Here is a 19,667-nt window from a genome sequence, read left to right on the forward strand (position 1 = left end):
ATAACTACCATTCAAATGAAAAAGAGCCGGCTACTGGTAACATTACTATTGTTTTCGGGGAGTTCGTTTGCGCAGAACATTTCTCCGAAAGTTATGCAGCATATGAAGGACTCCATTATACTGAGTCAGCTTCGCGCTGCCGCGTTGAAATACCCTATATTAAGACAGGGATCGGTTTCAACGGAAGTGATCAGCAGAACCAAGATCAGTTCGCAACTTTACGGGGAAGATCTCTATGAGGGAGAGGCACAGATAACAAGAGTACGGGCTAATTTCAATTTACCTATTTACCGTAAGGGGAAACACCTGTTTTCCACTACTTTGAATTACCTGGGGCAGCAGTTTGACCTGAATAATGCCAACAGTTTAAACCCGCGGTTTCCTGCGGTGCAAAACACCGAAGTATATAAAACCACGCTTAACCTGATTGCCAGTTATAGCAGGAGCGACAGTATTTTTCACCGTCCTGTTAATTTCAGCGCGAGCGTTTCGGTGTTAACTGACGGGGAGTTTTCAAATGCACGGCTGAATTATCTCGGCGTCATCAATTTCCCGCTCAGGCGTACGGCTACTACAGCCTATTCGGTGGGGCTGATCGTAAACATCGATCCCTCCTCTCCTGTTCCTGTGTTTCCTATTTTCAATTACTGGCATCAATTTAAACGCCCGGAGATTGAATTATTCATTGACCTGCCATCGCGGATAGCGCTCAGGAAGCCGTTGAGGGGGAAGACGGCTGTATTGCTTGGATCTGAATTGGGAGGGAGTTTATCGTTCCTGAATATGAACAACAGTTACTTACCGAAGCGGACCATCTATACTACGCTGGAGATAAAAAGCGGGGCTACGTTCGAGTATTCTTTCAGCAAGTACCTGATGCTGGGTGTGAATGGCGGGATACTATCGACGGTGTCGTCGAGGCACCTGGAGAAGAGCGCCAAAATGAATGATTATTTCATTAAGAATAGTATTCATTCTGCGCCTTACGTCAATGTTTCGCTATCGTTGTTGCCTGCTTTCCTGCATTTATAGGGGCTGGCGGCGGTTGTTATATTAAATTTTCCGGCAACTGTTTTCATATGTGTTCACAATGAATCAGTTGCCATTTTCGTATTATCGGGGATCCTTTCAAATTAACAATGGAGTAACATTGCGATGCTACTTTACATGGCATAAAACTTAGCCATGAAAATATCTACTGCCGGGGAAAAGGAATTACATTTTAAGGCAATTTACCTGGAGACATTTGAAAAATTAAACAGGATATTGCTAAGTTCCCTCAAAAACGAATCGCTTGTTTATGATGCACTGCAGGAGGCTTATCTTCAGTTATGGTTAAAGTGGGATCGGCAAAGCCGGGAAGCAGATCATTATCCATTTCTTTATTTCTATGCGCGTAATTATGCGTTAAAGCAGATAGCCCGAGATATCAAGCGGGAGTTAATACAGCATGATATTTACAAGGGTACGGATTCGAGCAATCTTGAGCGTGAGCTGGAGCGTAAGGAGTGGCGTTTGCAGTTAAGCCAGGTTATCAACAAGTTACCTGCGCGGCGTCGTGAGATCTATCGTTTATTCAAGGAGGAAGGGATGAGTTATCAATCGATTGGGGAGAAGCTGCATATATCGTCGAAGACTGTTGACAGTCAGTTAGCCAAGGCTGTGAAGACGATACGCAAGGAGATCAGTTCTGTTTATTGTTTACCTAAGCTTAGTGGGATTGGCTTTTTTTTATCAGTATTTTTAGAGTGGTAACAATTTCTTTACAATAGTTTTTATTATTTTTACTATGAATTCGGCAGCGGCTAAAAAGCTGGTGTTTGAAAATCATAGTTATAAAGGCTTATCTGCTGTCTGGATAAGCCTTTTTTTATAGCCATCCCGGAAGCCATTCTATTTTATGGCACCGGGATGGTTTTTATGTTTGGGGGATTGGGATGGTTATTGGGCAGCGATGCGGTAGAAGATTGTTTTGGGCTGGCGGACCTTGTTGGTGGCGCTGGCGCCGGGTCCGATGCCCATAGAAAGAACGAGGTTGTTTGTCCATATAATAGAAGTACCGGTCATGTTAGTTTGTATATATCCCATATTGTTCTGGCTTACGCTCATCACCTTTTCGTTTGAAGTTGCGTTATAACCTTCCAGGACGTAGCGTGTATTTTTTGCACCTGCGGGTACCAGGCTGTTGGGATCGGGCAATTGAATATAATTGCTGAACTGTTGTTTGGAGACACCTGGCATTTTCTTTACCAGTGCGGTTTGGGTACCGCCGAGGGTGTAGTACACCAGGATATCGATGTTCATGACATCGGGCAATGTAGCATCGAGCGTTACGAAACGCACCAGAAGGCTGTCTTTGTCGGGTTTGTGCGAGAGGTCGTTATCGTTGAACAGGGCAGCGGTTCCTGTGTAGAGGAAGTTTGCCATTATAAATTCTTTACCGGGCTGGATATGGACAACCGTATCTGTAATGGCCTGCTTACTATTTTCATTCACGAGTGAGATCTTATGTTCTCCGGCTTTGAGCAAGATAGCGTTTGCGGTACCTGGTTTTACGGGCGTTAATGTATCGCGGGTTTCGCCGTCGATCTTAACGAGTAAAGAGCCGGGAGCAGAGAATGTTGAAGTTGGGCTAAAGCTAACACTTCCGTATCCTACGCCAAGAAGATCTTCTCCTTTACTGCAGGAGGAAGACAATACGATCACAGCAGAGAGTTTTACTACAAGAATAACAAATGCGGAAGTAATGTTTAATGGTTTCATTTTTTTTAATAAGACCCGGAGCTACATAGCTCCGGGTCATTTTTTAATGATAGTCGAATATTGTTAACTTATACCATCCTTAGTAAGGATTTGTTTGAGGCGCATAAGAAGTCCAGTTCTGCACATCCCAACGAGGGCCGCTTGCAGGACCGAAAGCACCTGCATAACCTACGCTGCTGAAGCTGGTTAATGCGCCGCCCGGGTGAGTTACGCTCACGCCGGACAGGGAGAATAAACCATCGGCAGGAGAAGGGCTAAACGGATCGTCGTTATAGCGATAATCGGGAGTAGCTACAGCACCGCAAGCGCAGGTGATGCTGAACGGATTGCTGAGCAACAGGTAGTCGTTAGTGATCAGCGCAGTAGAGCGATCAACAGAAGTACCACCGCTGGCAGGGTTTGTAGCAGCCGTGAATCCGTGAACTGCATCGAAAGCGAAGAGAGAAGGTGCAACAGTAGCAGCGCTATAGTTAACACCTGTAGCGAAGCCACCTACCAAAGAGTTCACGAAAGTGAATTCAGTAGTTTGGCGGAAGAGGGCGCCAACACCAGCGCTACCAGATCCGATAGGACCAGGGGTAGCTGAGTGTCCGATCAGGGTGAGGTTAGACAATACCGGGTGTGTAGGCCTGTTGCCTTCGGTAAGCGCGTTATTGGTATTGTTGTTACACTCGATACCGTTAGGGTTTGTAGAGTAGCCACCAGCGCAAGGCAGTTTAATGCCGGCAGCAAACTGGATAGCACCCTGATAGCCGTTATCGAAGTCGAAGTCATCGTCATCGCAGCCATAGGCGATGAGGTTTTTAGCGTTCACTGAGCCGCCGAAGAATTCGAATGCGTCATCAGCGCCATAAGAAACCTGGATGTTTTCGAGGATAGTAGCAGAACCTACGCCACCGAGTGTAAGGCCGTTAAGTTCGTTATCGGCTTCGAGCACGTCACCTGCGAATTCGATACGAACGTTTCTGAGTGTGCTGGCGCTGGCAGCGTCGGCATTTACAGAAGCATCGTTTGCACCGCCATTGCTACCATACTGGATGCTGGCAGGATATGACAGGAATGAAGAAGAAGGAAGATAAGAAGCGGCGATACCTTCGATAATAACCGTAGGCGCTACGTTGATAGGAGCGCTACCCAGGAGCACTACACCACCCCAGTCACCACGGCCCCTGCTGCATACAGGCTGATCGGTAGTGAAGACGATAGGTGCATCGATTGTACCATCGGCGATAATTTTAGCGCCTTTAGCAGACAGGAGGAAGGAAGGATTTCCTGAAGTGCTTGCTTTACGGCCTTTGATGAAGGTGCCAGGCTGAATAGTAAGCGTGGCATTGTTTACAACGAAAGTAGGACCATCGATGAGCCAAACCCTGTCGTTTGTTAAGGTAAGCGCAGATGATATTACGTTAGGAACAGTAGCAGTAAGAGAAGGCACAGCGCGGCTGTCGAGGTAAGAGCTGCCGGCCCTGTTAAACTCAGGCGTTGCGTCCTTTGTTTCAGTAGTGTTTTTTTTACATCCTGTTGCCACCAGCAAAGCGCAAATAGCGGCAAGAGCTAAAAAGTTGATTCTTGAAGTCATAGTCTTTGGGTTTTAAAAGATAAGCTGCATATGAGGCCGGTGTGCTGTCTTACACCGGGCATCATTGTTGTGTTTTTACGTTTAATTTTTTTTGTTGTTAACGAATACAGACTAGCATTAAAAGCGGTAAATAAAGTTTATCGTGTAGGTAACGCCGAACTTATAACGGCGTACTACGGTGTCATAATCCTTATTAAAAGAAGTTCCTTTAGGATCGTTATATTCTGCCGGGAATGTTGAAGGCTGGCCGGGGTATTGTTCTACGGAAGGTGCGGTTGGTGCAAATCCGAAGGGGTTACCTACGTCGAGCTGGTTTCTATAGAACACTTGTTCCTGGTTGAGCAGATCGTTGATATTGAGTTTTATCTCGGCGCGTTTTTGTTTCAGGAATTTATAGCTCAATTGAAGATCGATAAGGTCGCGGGATCTTTCATATTCATCTGACGCCCTGTCGGGAGAGGCGAATACGATACGTTTGCCATAACGGTTATAAGCGACATTCACTCCGAAGCTATTTCCTGCGTACAGCAGTCCTCCGTTCACGATATAGGGAGACTGACCTGCCAGGGGTCTATTACGCGTGGGTGATACTTTATTTCCATCTTTATCTACGGCATCTCCATCTCTAAAGACAACAGAGGCATCGATCCAGGTGAAGTTTCCTGAGAGGAACAGGCGTGACAGGAAAGCCGAAGAAGGAGAGATGAAGCCAAATGATTTTCTGAAGTCGAATTCCAGTCCTTTATCTTCTGCTTTTTCGAGGTTTTTATACTGGAACACGTTAGGATACAACAGTGTTTCAATAGGGTTTTTGAATTTTTTATAGAAAGCGGAGACGCTGATCACTTCGCCTGGTGACGGAAAGTATTCCAGTCGCAGGTCGGCGTTGTTCACCTGAGTTGTCTGAAGCGGGCTACCTGTAACGGTATTAAAGTAATCGTAGTCGAAGTAGGCGAAGCTGGACAGTTCTCTAAAGTCGGGTCTTGCCAATGTTTTATACCATGCTGCTCGTGCATTGAGTTTACTTGAGATGGCATAGATTGCGTTCACAGAAGGGAGCCAATCTGTTTGATTGATACCTGTTACTGTACGATCGGTTGCCTGTGTTTGTTTATTCCAGACAAAATCGCAGACCTCCTGTTTATTTGCTTCGGCGCGGAGACCTCCTATGAGTCGTAATTGTTTGAGGGGTTTGAGGTCGAGCATCAGGTAACCTGCGTGCAGGCGTTGGATGCCTTCGTATCCCTGGGAAGTTTCGGCTTCGTCGCGGTTGCGTCCCTGTCCGCTTATGGAATGCAGATACAGGTCTTTTGCGAAGTTTTCCTGTGTAAATACCTGGTCGTAGGGAGTTCCTTTTCCATAGTTGCCATCGGAAAAGACGAGCATACGATAGAGATCGGCGCCGAAACTGGCATTACGGGATTTTCCCTGGTATCCTAATTTAAAGGTCTGGTTTAATTTGAGCAGTTTAAACGGCACCTGGAAATTGGCCGCCCAGTTATAAATTTTTTCATTAAGGTTAGCATAAAAGAGGTTACCATTTTTGAGCCTGTTATCAACAAGATCGTAACCGAGGTAGTCTTCGGGTGGTGTTTGTCCGGGCACACCAATATTGAGCCTGGAGACAACGCGGCTATAAGGCTGATCGCGGTCCATTTTGCCTGCTGAAGCAAACCAATCGGCTTTTACTCCTTTTTTACCGATTGCATGTTCGCCACCGAGTTGAGACTGGAAGAGCTGGTTGATGACGGTAACGCTGTTATAGCTATCCTGGCGTGCATCGCTGTTATCGATGTCGATGCCTGTGTATTTCCATAACTGGTCGGAGAACCTGCGGTTATAGGTATTCTGCCAGGTAAATTTATGTTTGCCTATCTGGTAGCCCATATTGAAGCTACCTCCCAGGGTAGTCGCATATTTGTTGGCGGTACCTGCGTAGTCGAATTTAAACGGATCGTGGAGGTCTCTTTGCTGGATAGTTTGTTCGTTACGATAGGTTAATGCAGCCACCAATCCCAGGCGGCTATCGTTTGAAAAAGGCATTACCCTTCCGAGCTGCACCTGATAGTTCTGGGTTGGCATTGCCGTATATTTTTTCAGTGTCCAGTTTTCGGGCATGGTGCTGAGGAACTGGTGCATTTTCTGGCGATTGGGGTCGCTGGCGGGTGTTGTTCTTGACACTTTTGATTCCATGTTATTGTATTCGCCCCATGACATGCCTTCCGGTTTTTTATGGACATCGGATGCAAATCCGATCCAGGCGTTGTTCCCCCTGTTGAGGCCTATCATATCCTTTCCCGTGCTTTGCGTATTATAGCCTGTGCCTACAGTGAGCTGGAGGAAGTTTTCGGCAGGGATGTCTTTGGTTTCAACGAGTACGAGGCCACCGGAGAATTCGCCTGTGAGGTCGGGAGTAGCGGTTTTATTGACCACTACCCTATCGAGGATGGAGCTGGGCACCATATCGAAGGCGAAGTTGCGCCTGTTGGGTTCGGAGCTGGGGAGCATGGCGCCGTTGAGCAGTACGTTGTTATAACGTTCGCTGAGGCCGCGTACCACAACATATTTGTCTTCGGTGACCTGGAGGCCGCTGATCCTTTTCAATACCTGGGCGGTATTGTTATCGGGGGTACGGCTTATTTGTTCTGCAGTGATACCATCGGACACGGATGCACTGTTTTTCTGGCGGATATAAAGACCCTCTACAGAAGCCCTTTTATAACTGGTGGATACCACTACGTTGCTGAGAGATTTATCTTCCAGTGTCAGCAGTACGTTGAGGCTGGTATTCTGGTCGGCGGTAACGGTGATATCGGTAACGCGTTTTACCTGGTAGCTCATGAAGCTTACTTCCATGGTATATACACCCGGGGTGAGACTTAGCTGATAAGCACCGTCGGCACCGCTTTGTGTTGTTGCTGCTGATGGTATGATCTTGATAACGGCACCTGGTAAGGATTCGCCTTTTTCGCCGAGGACGAGGCCGGAGATCTTGCCGGCTGCGATTTTTTGGATGTTCCTATGTGAGAACTTCTCCTTTGTTTCGATACGTACGGAGATTTCATTTCCCCTTATATCGTAGGCCAGTGGCAGTTTTTCGCGCAGCTGGCGTAATGCGTCGGATACAGGGAGCCGGGAGAAGGAGAGTTTATCGACAGTTACTTTACGGGCAGCTTCCTGGTCGTAAAAGAACTGGCAGCCTGACTGGGATTGGAGCTGCTGCAGGACTTCGTTAAGATTAGCGCCGGTAAGATCGAGTGTTATGCGGGCTCCTTTTTTTGCTGTTGTATTTGTTTGTGCGTTTACGGTTTGTATTGCCAGGATAAGCAATAACGAAAGAGCAAGCAGGCAGCGCTTATGCTTCAAAAATATACTTAGTTTTGTTGAAGGTGTACACATAAAAATTGTAATAGGTCGTAACTATTCAGTTTTAGTATCCGGGGGAGTACCAGTCGTAATGGTATTCCCCTTTTGTTTATAATGTAATGTTGGCTGGATCGAGGACTATCTGCTTATCACATAAACGTTACCTCCTTTCTTTTTAAAGTGCAGGCCGTGGATGAACAGGATACGTTCGAGTGTTTCCTGTACATTGTTTCTGCGATAAGCACCACTGATCCTTTTATTGTTAATAAGGCTATTATCAGCGACTTCGATGCTGATGTTGCATGCGCGTTCGAGGCGATTGAAGACATCATGCAAAGGGATGTTCTGAAAGACGAGCCTTCCGGATGTGAACATATCTTCTTTACCTGCCACATCGATAGGCTGAACATCCATAGCAGCTTTGGTGTTTGAATAGTTGAGCTGTTGTCCGGGCCGGAGCAGACGTTGTTCTTTTGGAGAACTGATAGACACGGCGCCTTTTACGAGTGTTATCATTACGTGTTGTTCATTTTCGTAGGCTTCGATATTAAAAGCAGTGCCGAGCACTGTTGTGGAAAGCGCTCCTGTTGTTACGCGGAAGGGTTTGAGTTTTGCCGCTGCCACGTTGAAATAGGCTTCACCTTTCAAGCGTATCAGGCGGGCGGTATCGTTATAATTCTTTTTATCGTAGATGATCTCGCTGCCGGGTGTTATCCAGATATGCGTTCCGTCGACCAGTTGAACAAGCCTGATGTTATGTCCGTTGTTGGTGACGCGTGTAAAGTCTGTTTCCGCTACTGCAAGAGATTGTAGTTTTTCGTTACGGAAGAAGAACCATGCGGTGGCAGCGATAAGGATAAAGCTTGCCGCTACGGTAGCCCAGGGATTCAGTGTGCGTATGCGGCTTTTTTTTGCGGGCGCATCTTCGCGGGCGATGCGTGTTGTAAGCGCTTCGAAAAAAGCATCGCGGTGAGCGGGTTCTGTTTTTATGTTATTGCCATGTTCCGCCGCGGCTTCTTCGGCATATTCATCGAACACACGGTGGTCGTTACTTTCGAAGTACTCCCCTACCTGTTTCTTTTCCCAGTGATTGCTCCACCCCGCAAAAAAACTTTTTAATATTTCCCTGTTCATATTGTTTGTTGTTTCCGTGGTGTTTTGCAACGACCGTACACCAACAATAATCTTCGAGGGGAGCGGACTCCCTACTGTTAATTAAAATTTCTTTTGCTTTTTTTTTGCGGGCAGCGCGGGATGTTAAGCCAGTATTTTATTTTTTCTGCGGATAGGGAGTTGTTGCTGGCGGCGGCTTATTAACGGGCAAACGGCTCATCGCTTACGGGAGACATCTGTTATGATAAGCTATTATTCCGCCCGGTTATATACCATACTGGTTTTAATCATTGCCTTCGGCAGTTGTAAAAAGGAGCAGCAACAGTTATTATTACCTGCTGAGCAGCAGTGGATACTTGACAGTATGCGTACTTATTATTACTGGAATGACCAGCTACCCTCTCAACCGGCAGCTGCGGGCAGCGCCAGTGATTTTTTTGCGTCCTTATTATATAGTAAAGACAGGTTTTCATTTGTCACCGATCCGGGGGCGGAAAAGAAAGAATACAGTTCTTTTGCGTGGTATGGATTTGAGTATGCTTTGTTAACCGGGATGAGCACACCGGATAAACTTACGGGAGTAATAACGCTGGTGGTTCCGGGAGGTCCTGCTGCCCGGCAGGGGTTGAAAAGGGGAGATTATTTTACTGCTGTAAACGGGATAGCCCTTACGGCATCGAGTAAGCCTGTAGCTGAGCAGTTGTTACGTAGCGGCGACGGAGTGAGGCTTACTACTGCCGCATTTAGTGGTGGCATATTACAAGAGGGAGTTACGTTGCCTGTTTCTTATAGTTATTATAGTGAGCAGCCTGTTTATACTTCAAAGGTGCTGAGTGCTGGTGACCGGAAAGTGGGTTACCTATTTTATAACCAGTTCAATGGTTACTACGACCAAGTGTTGCTGAATACGCTAGCGGGATTGAAGCAGCAAGGGATACAGGAACTGATCCTGGACCTGCGTTATAACCCAGGCGGGGATGTGTCGAGTTCAGCCAAGCTGGCGGCGGCGCTGTGTAATGCCAGCGCAGATCAGCCTTTTGTCATTTACCAGGCGAATCGTAATGGTGGGCGGCGGACCAGTTCATTTCAAACTACGATCAGGGAGAACAATTATATGCCGTTGTCTTTTTCAGAGATAGCGGGTTACCGGGTTTCACTGAGTCGCGTGTTTATACTTACCGGAGGGGGAACAGCTTCTGCGTCGGAATTACTGGTAAACAGCCTGCGGCCCTATATGCGGGTGATACAGATTGGGGGGCGGACGATGGGAAAGGATATGGCAAGCTTCGCTATAAACGACCGGAGCATTCCACGGAAAACGGATCTGGTGCTTCACCCGTTGGTCTTTAAATTATATAATGCCAATGGACAGGGTGATTATGCAAACGGTCTTACGCCGGACGAGTTAGTGGATGAATGGAGTGTATTGCCGCTGCTTCCGTTTGGGGATGTGCAGGATCCTCTGATCAACAGGGCATTGGCGTTAATAAGTGCTTCGCCTACTGGCAAGAGGCTGGCAAATGCAGCAGACTTGACTACTGCTGGAACACCCCGCCCAATACGCTGGAGAAACCGGAATTTTCCGGACGGCACCTACGATATTACGCCTGCTACTAACGGCGTGTTATACCTGGTTTCGGAACAAACAACGCGGCCCGCGTTGCCTGTAGAAGTATCGGGAGACCGTTTCAGATAATCCGGAATCAATATTTCTCAAATCGCCGTTTATCATAATGAAAAGTCAAAAATTCCTTTTTGGTGGTGGTAATAAGTCCCAACACAATAGATAAAGGCTCTCTGTAAGTTGCAGACCATTATACTATTACCTGCTTGAGAAATCCGTACCCGTTTTACTGTGTAAAAGTTAAAATTCGGGCGTAAACGCTCAAAATCTTCCTTTTTAAGACAAACTGACAGCTTCCGGTGGCCGGAGGGCGCTATTCCAGTGTGATTTTTTCCACATACCGAAATTAATTCCCTAATTTTGCCGCCCCTTCTAACCTGCAAGGGTCCTGAAAAGGAAAAATAACAGGAATATTATAAAAGTGTAACAATGGCAATTGTAACCAGAGAGAACATAGGTCTCTTAACTGACAAGCTTACCGTTACGGTAGCCCGTGAAGATTATTACCCGGCTTTTGAACAAAGTCTTAAAAAATACGCCAAAACCGCGAACATCCCCGGTTTCCGTAAAGGAATGGTTCCTGCCAGCCTTGTGAAAAAGATGCATGGCCAGGGCGTGTTTACTGAAGAAGTATTACGTCGTGTTGAGAAAGAGCTTGGCGATTACATGGCGAAAGAGCAACTGGACATTTTTGCCCAGCCGCTGCCCATGGAGAATGATGCGCGTGCTTTTGACATGAATAATCCTGCCGATTATGTTTTTGCGTTTGAAATTGGTTTAAAGCCTGATTTCGCGCTGAACACCGGCGATATTGCTGTAACACGTTACAAAGTGAACGTTACAGAAGATATGATCAACGACGAGGTTGAGCGTTTACGCACCCGTCATGGTAAGATGACTGATCCTGAAGCTGCCGAGACCGACGAGCATGTATTAACTGTTCAGTTTGACGAGACAGATGCTGCAGGTAATGTTATAGAAGGTGGTATCAGCAAATCGAATTCACTGCTGGTGAAATATTTTGCCGAGTCTATCCGTCCTACCCTGATTGGTTTAAAGAAAGACGCGACTTTACAGATACAGCTGGCTACTGCTTTCGACAGCAAAGAGCGTGAGTGGGTAATGAGCGACCTGGGCTTAAACAAAGACAGCGATGCTGATGCCGACAAATATTTCCGTTTAACCATCACCAAAGTTGGTTTGATAGAGAAAGCCGAGCTGGCTGAAGAATTCTTTGAAACAGTTTACCCCGGCCGTGGTGTAAAGACTGAAGAAGAGTTCCGCAACACTGTAAAATCTGAGATCGAGGCTTATTATGGCCAGCAATCCAGCAACCAGGTACATGACCAGATCTATCATCACCTGGTAGATCATACCAATATGGAGTTTCCTGCTGAGTTTCTGAAGCGCTGGTTACAAACCGGTGGTGAGAAGCCTAAAACTGCTGAAGAGGCGGAAGCGGAATATCCAAGTTTTGCCAACCAGTTGAAGTGGACGCTGATCAGCAGCAAACTGATCAACGACAACAAGATCACTGTTGAGCCTGCTGAAATCAAAGAACACGCTAAACAGCAAATGCTGGGTTATATGGGCGGTCAGTCGCTTGACAGCGCTCCCTGGCTCGATGAATATACCAACAGAATGATGCAGGATCAGAAGTTTGTTGAGAATGCTTATTTCCAACTGCAAACCACCAAGTTGTTCCAGTTACTGGAAGGCCAGGTGAAGGCGAAGGAAGAAAGCATTAGTGCGGAGGATTTTGCTTCGAAGTTGCATCACCACCACCACTAGGCTATATCTCAATCAGATAATAAGAAGAGGGTGTATTCATAAGTGATACACCCTCTTTTTATGTGTATCCTGTCCCGTCCTAAAATATGTTGACACAATCATCATATGAATATGGAAAATGCAGTAACGCCTCTGTATCAAAAGCGGACTCAAAAAGATTACAGTTTAGCTTTCAAATTACAGGTAGTGAATGAGGTAGAAAAAGGCTTATTAAACCAGGATCAAGCTCAACGGAAATATGGTATCCAAGGAAACATGACCATTTTAGTTTGGTTAAGAAAGCATGGGAGCTTAGATTGGAACTCAAAAAAGAAAATGGGTCAGTCTACCCCCAGGAGCCAACCTCATTTTTTATGGCAGGTGACAGCATTAACGGCGGCCGTATCTACCCATTGATACAGCCGCCGTTTTTAAGTAATAGCCAGGATAGGAAGCCTGCGTCGGGGGGTGTCAGCGATATTGCAGTTGGGTTGAAGATGGCCGATCGTAGCTCCCGGCCGGCTTCAAAAAGACCTGTTACGGCTTGCAGGCGGCATTAAGACGGCTTATAAACGGCTATATAAAGCGTTCTTTTTCGTAGTTGGCAGGCGGAGGCACGGATGCATTTTGCTAAAAAAAGACGCGGTTTTGGGATGTATACGTCAAAGCTTCTTTAAAGCTTCCTTAGAGCTTCTTTAAGGCTTCTTAAAAAAGAAGCCTTTTTTTAGCAAAATAGGACTTTCCCGGGAAAACCAATAGCCTGTTTGCAGTCACCAGGGCTTGCAGGCGGGGACTGCGGTTGAAACGCTGGTCACTTACAGGCCTGTGGCATCTCTTCTTAAAAACTTTACGGGCATTTGTTTTTTTCGCTACCTTTTGGGTATTAAAACGTACACTATGGAGGAACTGATCAAGCGTCTGGTTGCTAGCGGGTTAACAGAGCAGCAGGCTTACAAGGCTGTAGAAATAGTCAAGGATTTTGCGAAGGAGAAATTCCCTTTATTTGCCGGCGCCATCAATAAGGTGTTCGACAAATACGGGCCTAAGGAGGAAGATGACTTTTTAGGTTAATGCGGGGGAAATGGCCTGACGAGTTGTCGTTTTTATGGCTTTGCATAATATTTGGGTAATAACACTATCTTTCAATTTATAAATAGACTCATTATGGATTTTGGAAAGGAATTCGAGAAATATGCAATCAAACACCGTGGTATCAGCGGTGCGACCCTGCATAGTTACCAGCAGCATAATTTTACCAACCTTACCCCATATATCATTGAAGAACGCCCTTTAAACGTGGCGAGTATGGATGTATTCAGCCGTTTGATGATGGACCGCATCATCTTTATGGGTGATCCTATCAATGATTATGTAGCCAATATTGTAACGGCGCAGTTACTGTTTTTGGACAGTACCGACCGTACGCGTGATATCCAGATGTATATCAACTGTCCTGGTGGCAGTGTGTATGCAGGTTTGGGTATTTATGACACCATGCAGTTTGTAAGTCCTGATATTGCGACCATTTGTACGGGTATTGCTGCCAGTATGGGTGCGGTGCTGATGTGCGCCGGTGTTCAGGGCAAACGCAGTGCTTTAAAACATTCCCGTATCATGATTCACCAGCCCAGCGGTTCTATCGGCGGGCAGGCTTCGGACATACAGATCACTGCGAAAGAGATCCGTAAGATCCGTTTCGAGCTGGATGAAATACTGGCGAATCATACGGGTAAAGATGTTGCTACCATTGCTGCTGACAGGGACCGTGATTTCTGGATGACAGCGCAGGAAGCGAAGGACTACGGCCTGGTTGATGAGGTATTACTTATCAACCCGCGGAAAGACAGAAAAGACAAGTAATTAACTAAAAACAGCCTAACTACCATGATACAGTCTGAATATATGAATCCTTTTTTATCTGAAGAGGAAGAAGAAAGTCCGAAAGAGGAAAAGCAGGAGCAGATGTCACCCCAATTGATGAAGAAAATGGAGAAGCTGTTCCTGGAAAAGCGTTCCATTTACCTGTGGGGCGGAGTAGATGATAAGTCGGCGCGTGATATAGTAAGCAAGTTATTGGTTTTGGATGCGGACAAACCCGGGAAGGAGATCAAATTATATATTAACAGTCCTGGTGGGGTTGTTACGAGCGGGATGGTGATTTATGATACCATACAGCTGATCTCTTCTCCTGTAACCACTATTTGTATGGGACTGGCGGCGAGCATGGGTTCCATTTTACTGAGTGTGGGCACGAAAGGCAAGCGTTTGATCTATCCGCATGGCGAGGTAATGATACACCAACCCAGTTTAGGAGGTTATTTCCAGGCGACTTCGGCCGATATTGAAATTCACGCTTTGCAAATGGAGAAAACCAAATTGCTTGGTGCTGAGATACTTGCGAAGAATTGTGGCAAAAGTGTAGAGCAGGTATTACGTGATTTTGACCGTGATTACTGGATGGATGCCAAGGAGGCTATTGCATACGGCATTGTGGATGGAATTGTAGAGAAGCTTTAGCATTAAAAATCATAAAATTTGGAGCTAAAACCGCTGTCTGCCGGCGGTTTTAGTATTTTTGTACCTTCCGATATCATAGGGAAAGAATATTATTTTATTTATGGCAAAACAATCCAGCTTACATTGCTCTTTTTGTGGCCGCAGCCGCGACGAGGTGAAGATACTGATAGCCGGTCAGGAAGGGCATATTTGTGAGAATTGTGTAGAGCATGCGCAGGAGATCATAGCGCAGGAGTTACAGGTAAAACAGGAGCAGTCGTCGTCGCAGTATACTTTTTCTGTGAAGCGTCCTTTGGAGATCATGCAATTTCTAGATCAGTATATTATCGGTCAATATGAGGCGAAGAAGGTAATATCCGTAGCGGTATACAATCACTTTAAACGTATTACCCAGAAGGTCCAGGACGATATAGAGATCGAGAAGAGCAATATAGTAATGGTTGGGGAAACGGGAACGGGTAAAACGCTGCTGGCGAAGACGGTAGCGCGCCTGTTGAATGTTCCTTTCGCCATTGTAGATGCGACTGTATTCACCGAAGCGGGTTATGTGGGTGAGGACGTGGAAAGTATGCTTACGCGTCTTTTACAATCGTGCAACTATGATGTAACAGCTGCCGAGAAGGGTATTGTTTATATTGACGAGATAGACAAGATCGCGCGTAAGGGGGACAATCCATCCATTACGCGTGATGTGAGCGGAGAGGGTGTTCAGCAAGGTTTACTGAAAATGCTTGAAGGCACTGAGGTGCTGGTTCCCCCCCAAGGCGGCAGGAAACATCCTGAGCAAAAGATGATAAAGATAAACACGAGCAATATCCTGTTCATCTGTGGTGGTGCGTTTGACGGTATTGACAAGGTCATTGCCCGCAGGATCAATACCAATGCTATTGGTTTCAGTGTAAACAAGGAGCAGCAGGAGCTTCAGAAGAAGAACATGCTGCAGTTTGTAAATGCGCAGGATCTGAAAGGGTTTGGCCTGATACCCGAGCTGTTAGGCCGTTTACCGGTGGTTACTTACCTGGAGCCATTGGATGTAGCTACGCTGCGTTCTATTTTAACCGAGCCTAAAAACAGCCTGGTGAAGCAATATACCCGCCTGTTTGACATGGAAGGTATTGCGTTGAAGATAGATACCGACGTGCTGGATTTCATGGTTTCGAAAGCTATGGAGTTTAAGCTGGGTGCGCGTGGTTTACGCAGCATTTGCGAGCATGTGCTCACAGAAGCTATGTTTGAACTTCCGGGTACTGATGCCAAGGAATTTCATGTTACGCTTCCTTATGCCCAGGCTCAGTTCAGCAAGAGCAAGATGGGGATGCTGAAGGTGGCATAACGGATATCATTAAAAATAGAAAGCCGGAGAAAATTCTCCGGCTTTTTTTTATGCTTTGACCCGGGGGATTTTTATTCTTTTTCGTAGCGGAATTTTACGGCTATGGTGGAGCCGCGGGAGGGTTCGCTTTCGATGAGGAGTTCGGCTTCGTTCTTTTCGATGAGGTCTTTTACGAGGATGAGGCCGAAACCGCTTCCTTTTTCGTTGGAAGTGCCTTTACTGGAGACATACTGGCGGGCGCCTACTTTGGCCAGGATATCCTTGCTCATACCTATGCCTGTATCTTTTATGAGAATATAGGCATATGTTTCGTCTATTACGGAGGTGAGCAGGATCTCGCCTTCGGACGGGGTGAATTTTATGGCGTTGGTGATAAGGTTGCGGAAGATGATCTTCAGCATTTCACGTTCTGCGCGCCATTCGAGGTGTTTATCGATATGATTGGTGACTTTGATCTGTTTGTTCTGGATGGGGATACGCTGTTCTTCGATGAGGGTGGCGTTCATGCGGTGCATGTTTACCCTGGTGCGTTCAATTTTGAGTCCTTTCATCTGACCGCGGATCCAAAAGAGGAGGTTATCGAGGAGGGAGAGGCTGCGAACGTATTGGCTTTCGAGTTGTTCGAGCAGTTCTTCGGTTTCTTTTGGGCTTACGAGTTTGAGGTTGATGAGGTCGAGGATACTTTTTGTATTCACGAGCGGGTGCCTCAGGTCGTGTGAGATGATAGAGAGGAGTTTGTCTTTCAGTTTATTATCTTCTTCCAGTTTCTGGTTTTGGCGGGAGATGGCCCTGTTGAGCTGATCGAGCGCCGCGGCATTTTTCTGGATGATCATATTTTTTTGTTTCAGCGCGTCGCTGAAGATGCGGACCTTTTTGTAATTAAGGTAAAAAGGTATTGCCATGAGGAAGCAAAGGACCAGCAGCAGCGCTGCGAGGATGAGGAGCCGTTTTTGATTTCGCAGGGTTTTTTGGGCTGCTTGCACTTTAAGCAGCGCTTCTTCATTTACCTCTTTGAGTTTATCGGCCTTAGCGCTAAGGGAGTCTACGATTTCGGCATTAGTTTGCTGATCTCTCGCATAAGTTACATTGTATTGCGAGCAGATACAACATAGAATCAGTAAAATCAGAAGTCGTTTAATCATTAGGGGGCTCTGTTGCGTAAAGGGGGCTTGAAGGTAGTTAACAACGGTGGTAAAACAAAAGCCTCTCTACGCAACAGGCCGAATAATAAGGGTAAAAACTCGATTTTTATCTTATTTTAATACCTCTCTTGCGATCACAAGTTTTTGGATCTCGGATGTACCTTCGCCAATGGTGCAAAGCTTGGCATCTCTATAGAATTTTTCTACGGGAAAATCTTTTGTGTAACCGTAGCCTCCAAAGACCTGAACGGCTTCATTAGCGACTTTTACGGCGACTTCGCTGGCATAGTATTTTGCCATAGCGGCCTGTTTGGTCATGGGCAGTCCTTTTTCCTTGAGTTCGCAAGCCTGGAGCGTAAGCAGGTCTGCTGCTTCGATCTCTGTTGCCATATCGGCGAGTTTGAAGCTGATACCCTGGAAGTTGGCTATCGGCTGATCGAACTGGTGGCGTTCTTTGGCGTATTGGATGGCTGCCTGGCAGGCTCCTTTGGCGATGCCCAGGGAAAGGGAGGCTATAGAGATACGTCCGCCGTCGAGGACCTTCATGGCCTGGTGGAATCCGTCGCCTACTTCGCCGAGTTGGTTTTCTTCGGGGATGCGGCAGTTTTCGAAGATAATTTCGGCAGTTTCGCTGGCGCGCATGCCGAGTTTGTTTTCTTTTTTACCGCCGCTAAAGCCTGGTGTCCCTTTTTCGATGATGAATGCGGTGCAGTTTCGTGGCGTACGGGGTTCGCCGGTGCGGGCCAGTACCACCGCCACGTTACCGGAGATACCGTGCGTGATCCAGCATTTGGTGCCATTGAGCACCCACTCGTCGCCATCTTTTACGGCAGTACATTTCATATTACCTGCATCGCTGCCGGTGCCGGGTTCTGTAAGTCCCCAGGCGCCAATATGTTCGCCGGAGGCCAAGGCCGGCAGGTATTTATGTTTTTGCGCTTCGTTACCGAACTGCAGGATATGGCCTGTACAAAGAGAGTTGTGGGCTGCCACGCTGAGGCCTATGGAGCCGCAGACCTTTGCAATTTCTTCTATTATGGTTTTATAATCGAAATAGGTAAGACCTGAGCCACCGTAGATCTCGGGGACCAAAACGCCCATCATACCTAATTTTCCCATTTCCCTAAACAGATCGGCGGGGAAGGTTTGTGCTTCGTCCCATTCCATGACATAGGGCTTAATATGCTGCCGGGCGAATTCCTTTGCCGTTTGGGCAACATGCTGCGTAATCTCGTAGGCTGTTCCTTTCATTTAGCTAACAATTGTTAGGTTCAAAACTAATGGTTTTATTTTCATTTCATTCAGAAAACTTAAAACCTTTAGAAAATTAACAGGTGAGAAGGCTTTGCGGTTTACGGTGTTTTATGATATTCTGGGGAACTTTTAAAGTTATACTGGTTTACAAGTATTTGGAGATTAGAGTGGGCTTGGATCGATAGGCAGCACGGCGTACCAGGCTAGTCTGTGGCGGAATATTCCAGGAGCCAGGGGTGTGGGTCCGGCAGACTTCAGCTGTAATACTGCAGGTATGAACCGGGCTGCATCGGGGCTGGTTTGCAGGAATTCGGGTTTATAGTTCCTGTTTCCGGGGATAGCCGTTGCTGTGAAGGCATTGGGGTATTCGACGGTTGTTTTTACGGCGGGGGGAGCAACGGTGGTGGTATCTACATAGAGATAAGGCAGCATGAGGCTGAAAACGCTATCGGGCAGACCGTAGGTTTGTTGTACCTGGTAAACAGACTGGAAGTTGCCCAGTTTGTTTCTGAAGGCGACGATACGTTTGGACAGCACCTCTCCTATTCCCGGGAATTTTTTCCAATCGGCGGCGGTGGCGGTATTGATGTTTGTGGGGATCAATTGTTTTCCGGGTGAAAGTTTACGGGAGGGGGATGTGGGTGGGGATGATTGAAAAGCAGTGGTTTGGCGTGGTAAAGCGGCTACTGATTGCAGGGTGGTGGTGCCTTGTTGTGGTAAGGCGGCTGAAGGGTATGACGTGGTGGCTGTTTGCCGTGGTGCGGGGATAGAGACATATGGGATGAGCCTGTTGGCTTCTTCGGGGCGGAGGCCGTAGATCTTGCGGAGGTCACCGGGTTTGCGGAAGGTTCCTCCTTTTTCCCTGTAGTGCATGAGGGTGAGGATAGTTTTGGGGGGCAGTCCCAGTTGCTTTAAGCCGGCTTCGGTGATGGTGTTTGGGTTAAAGGCGAACAGGTGAATAGCTGTTGCGGGCGGGGCGTTATATGTTTCAGCATTTATTGTTCCTGTTGCTGCGGGGGGCATTTGTTTGTTGTTGAGGCTGTTCATGGCTGCCAGATCGAGTTGGGGCGCGGGTACCGGCGGGTTGAAGCAGCGTGGGAGGAAGATGAGCAATAAAATGGTAAACAGGAGGATAAGGAGTGCTGCCCTTTCCTTACGGGAAAAGTGGAAATAGTTTTTCCATAGGTGTTCTTGCATAGTAAAAGG

At 46.8% G+C, this 19,667-nt stretch carries 15 protein-coding genes and 1 pseudogene; 9 read left to right on the top strand and 7 right to left on the bottom strand.

From position 1 onward, the window contains the following. The first annotated feature begins 15 nt into the window (after positions 1 to 15). Positions 16 to 1,032, top strand: a complete 1,017-nt coding sequence (locus ESB13_RS14625; RefSeq protein ID WP_129004385.1) for a hypothetical protein — start codon at positions 16 to 18, stop codon at positions 1,030 to 1,032. Positions 1,033 to 1,185: 153 nt separating this feature from the next. Continuing rightward, positions 1,186 to 1,755, top strand: a complete 570-nt coding sequence (locus ESB13_RS14630; RefSeq protein WP_129004386.1) for a sigma-70 family RNA polymerase sigma factor — start codon at positions 1,186 to 1,188, stop codon at positions 1,753 to 1,755. A 186-nt stretch (positions 1,756 to 1,941) separates the two neighbouring features. Here ESB13_RS14630 and ESB13_RS14635 read toward each other — a convergent pair whose 3' ends face one another. From ESB13_RS14635 to ESB13_RS14650, 4 genes are all read right to left on the bottom strand, one after another. Next, positions 1,942 to 2,763: a hypothetical protein gene (locus ESB13_RS14635; RefSeq protein WP_129004387.1), complete on the bottom strand. Its 822-nt coding sequence runs from the start codon at positions 2,761 to 2,763 to the stop codon at positions 1,942 to 1,944. Positions 2,764 to 2,842: 79 nt separating this feature from the next. Next, positions 2,843 to 4,342 (bottom strand): hypothetical protein, encoded by a 1,500-nt coding sequence (locus ESB13_RS14640; RefSeq protein ID WP_129004388.1) that lies wholly within the window; start codon positions 4,340 to 4,342, stop codon positions 2,843 to 2,845. A gap of 117 nt (positions 4,343 to 4,459) precedes the next feature. Further along, positions 4,460 to 7,708 (bottom strand): TonB-dependent receptor, encoded by a 3,249-nt coding sequence (locus ESB13_RS14645; protein WP_164974221.1) that lies wholly within the window; start codon positions 7,706 to 7,708, stop codon positions 4,460 to 4,462. A 138-nt stretch (positions 7,709 to 7,846) separates the two neighbouring features. Then, complete coding sequence (locus ESB13_RS14650; RefSeq protein WP_129004390.1) at positions 7,847 to 8,842, bottom strand: FecR family protein; 996 nt, start codon at positions 8,840 to 8,842, stop codon at positions 7,847 to 7,849. A gap of 220 nt (positions 8,843 to 9,062) precedes the next feature. On the opposite strand from ESB13_RS14650, the gene ESB13_RS14655 reads away from it, so the two are divergent. From ESB13_RS14655 to clpX, 7 genes and pseudogenes are all read left to right on the top strand, one after another. Next, positions 9,063 to 10,517, top strand: coding sequence for a S41 family peptidase (locus tag ESB13_RS14655; protein WP_129004391.1), 1,455 nt, complete (start codon positions 9,063 to 9,065; stop codon positions 10,515 to 10,517). Between the two features lie 357 nt (positions 10,518 to 10,874). Further along, positions 10,875 to 12,236 carry a trigger factor gene (gene tig / locus ESB13_RS14660; protein WP_129004392.1) on the top strand — a complete coding sequence of 454 codons (1,362 nt, stop codon included), beginning with the start codon at positions 10,875 to 10,877 and terminating at the stop codon, positions 12,234 to 12,236. A 111-nt stretch (positions 12,237 to 12,347) separates the two neighbouring features. Next, positions 12,348 to 12,539: pseudogene (locus ESB13_RS14665) on the top strand (hypothetical protein); the annotation flags it as partial. Between the two features lie 573 nt (positions 12,540 to 13,112). Continuing rightward, positions 13,113 to 13,286: a hypothetical protein gene (locus ESB13_RS23800; protein ID WP_164974222.1), complete on the top strand. Its 174-nt coding sequence runs from the start codon at positions 13,113 to 13,115 to the stop codon at positions 13,284 to 13,286. Between the two features lie 93 nt (positions 13,287 to 13,379). After that, complete coding sequence (locus ESB13_RS14670) at positions 13,380 to 14,075, top strand: ClpP family protease (protein WP_129004393.1); 696 nt, start codon at positions 13,380 to 13,382, stop codon at positions 14,073 to 14,075. A gap of 24 nt (positions 14,076 to 14,099) precedes the next feature. Beyond that, the gene (locus ESB13_RS14675) at positions 14,100 to 14,732 is read left to right on the top strand and encodes a ClpP family protease (RefSeq protein WP_129004394.1); all 633 of its coding nucleotides are present in this window, start codon (positions 14,100 to 14,102) and stop codon (positions 14,730 to 14,732) included. 100 nt (positions 14,733 to 14,832) lie between these two features. Further along, positions 14,833 to 16,065, top strand: a complete 1,233-nt coding sequence (gene clpX, locus ESB13_RS14680) for an ATP-dependent Clp protease ATP-binding subunit ClpX (RefSeq protein WP_129004395.1) — start codon at positions 14,833 to 14,835, stop codon at positions 16,063 to 16,065. 71 nt (positions 16,066 to 16,136) lie between these two features. Here clpX and ESB13_RS14685 read toward each other — a convergent pair whose 3' ends face one another. From ESB13_RS14685 to ESB13_RS14695, 3 genes are all read right to left on the bottom strand, one after another. After that, positions 16,137 to 17,207, bottom strand: coding sequence for a sensor histidine kinase (locus ESB13_RS14685; RefSeq protein WP_129004396.1), 1,071 nt, complete (start codon positions 17,205 to 17,207; stop codon positions 16,137 to 16,139). Between the two features lie 111 nt (positions 17,208 to 17,318). Continuing rightward, a complete protein-coding gene (locus ESB13_RS14690; protein ID WP_129004397.1) occupies positions 17,319 to 18,458 on the bottom strand; it encodes an acyl-CoA dehydrogenase in 1,140 nt (379 codons plus the stop codon). 165 nt (positions 18,459 to 18,623) lie between these two features. Next, on the bottom strand, positions 18,624 to 19,658 hold the full coding sequence (locus ESB13_RS14695) for a ComEA family DNA-binding protein (protein WP_129004398.1): 1,035 nt from the start codon (positions 19,656 to 19,658) through the stop codon (positions 18,624 to 18,626). Positions 19,659 to 19,667: the final 9 nt, after the last annotated feature.

Origin of the sequence: Filimonas effusa (genome assembly GCF_004118675.1) — a bacterium.
Classification (GTDB): domain Bacteria; phylum Bacteroidota; class Bacteroidia; order Chitinophagales; family Chitinophagaceae; genus Filimonas; species Filimonas effusa.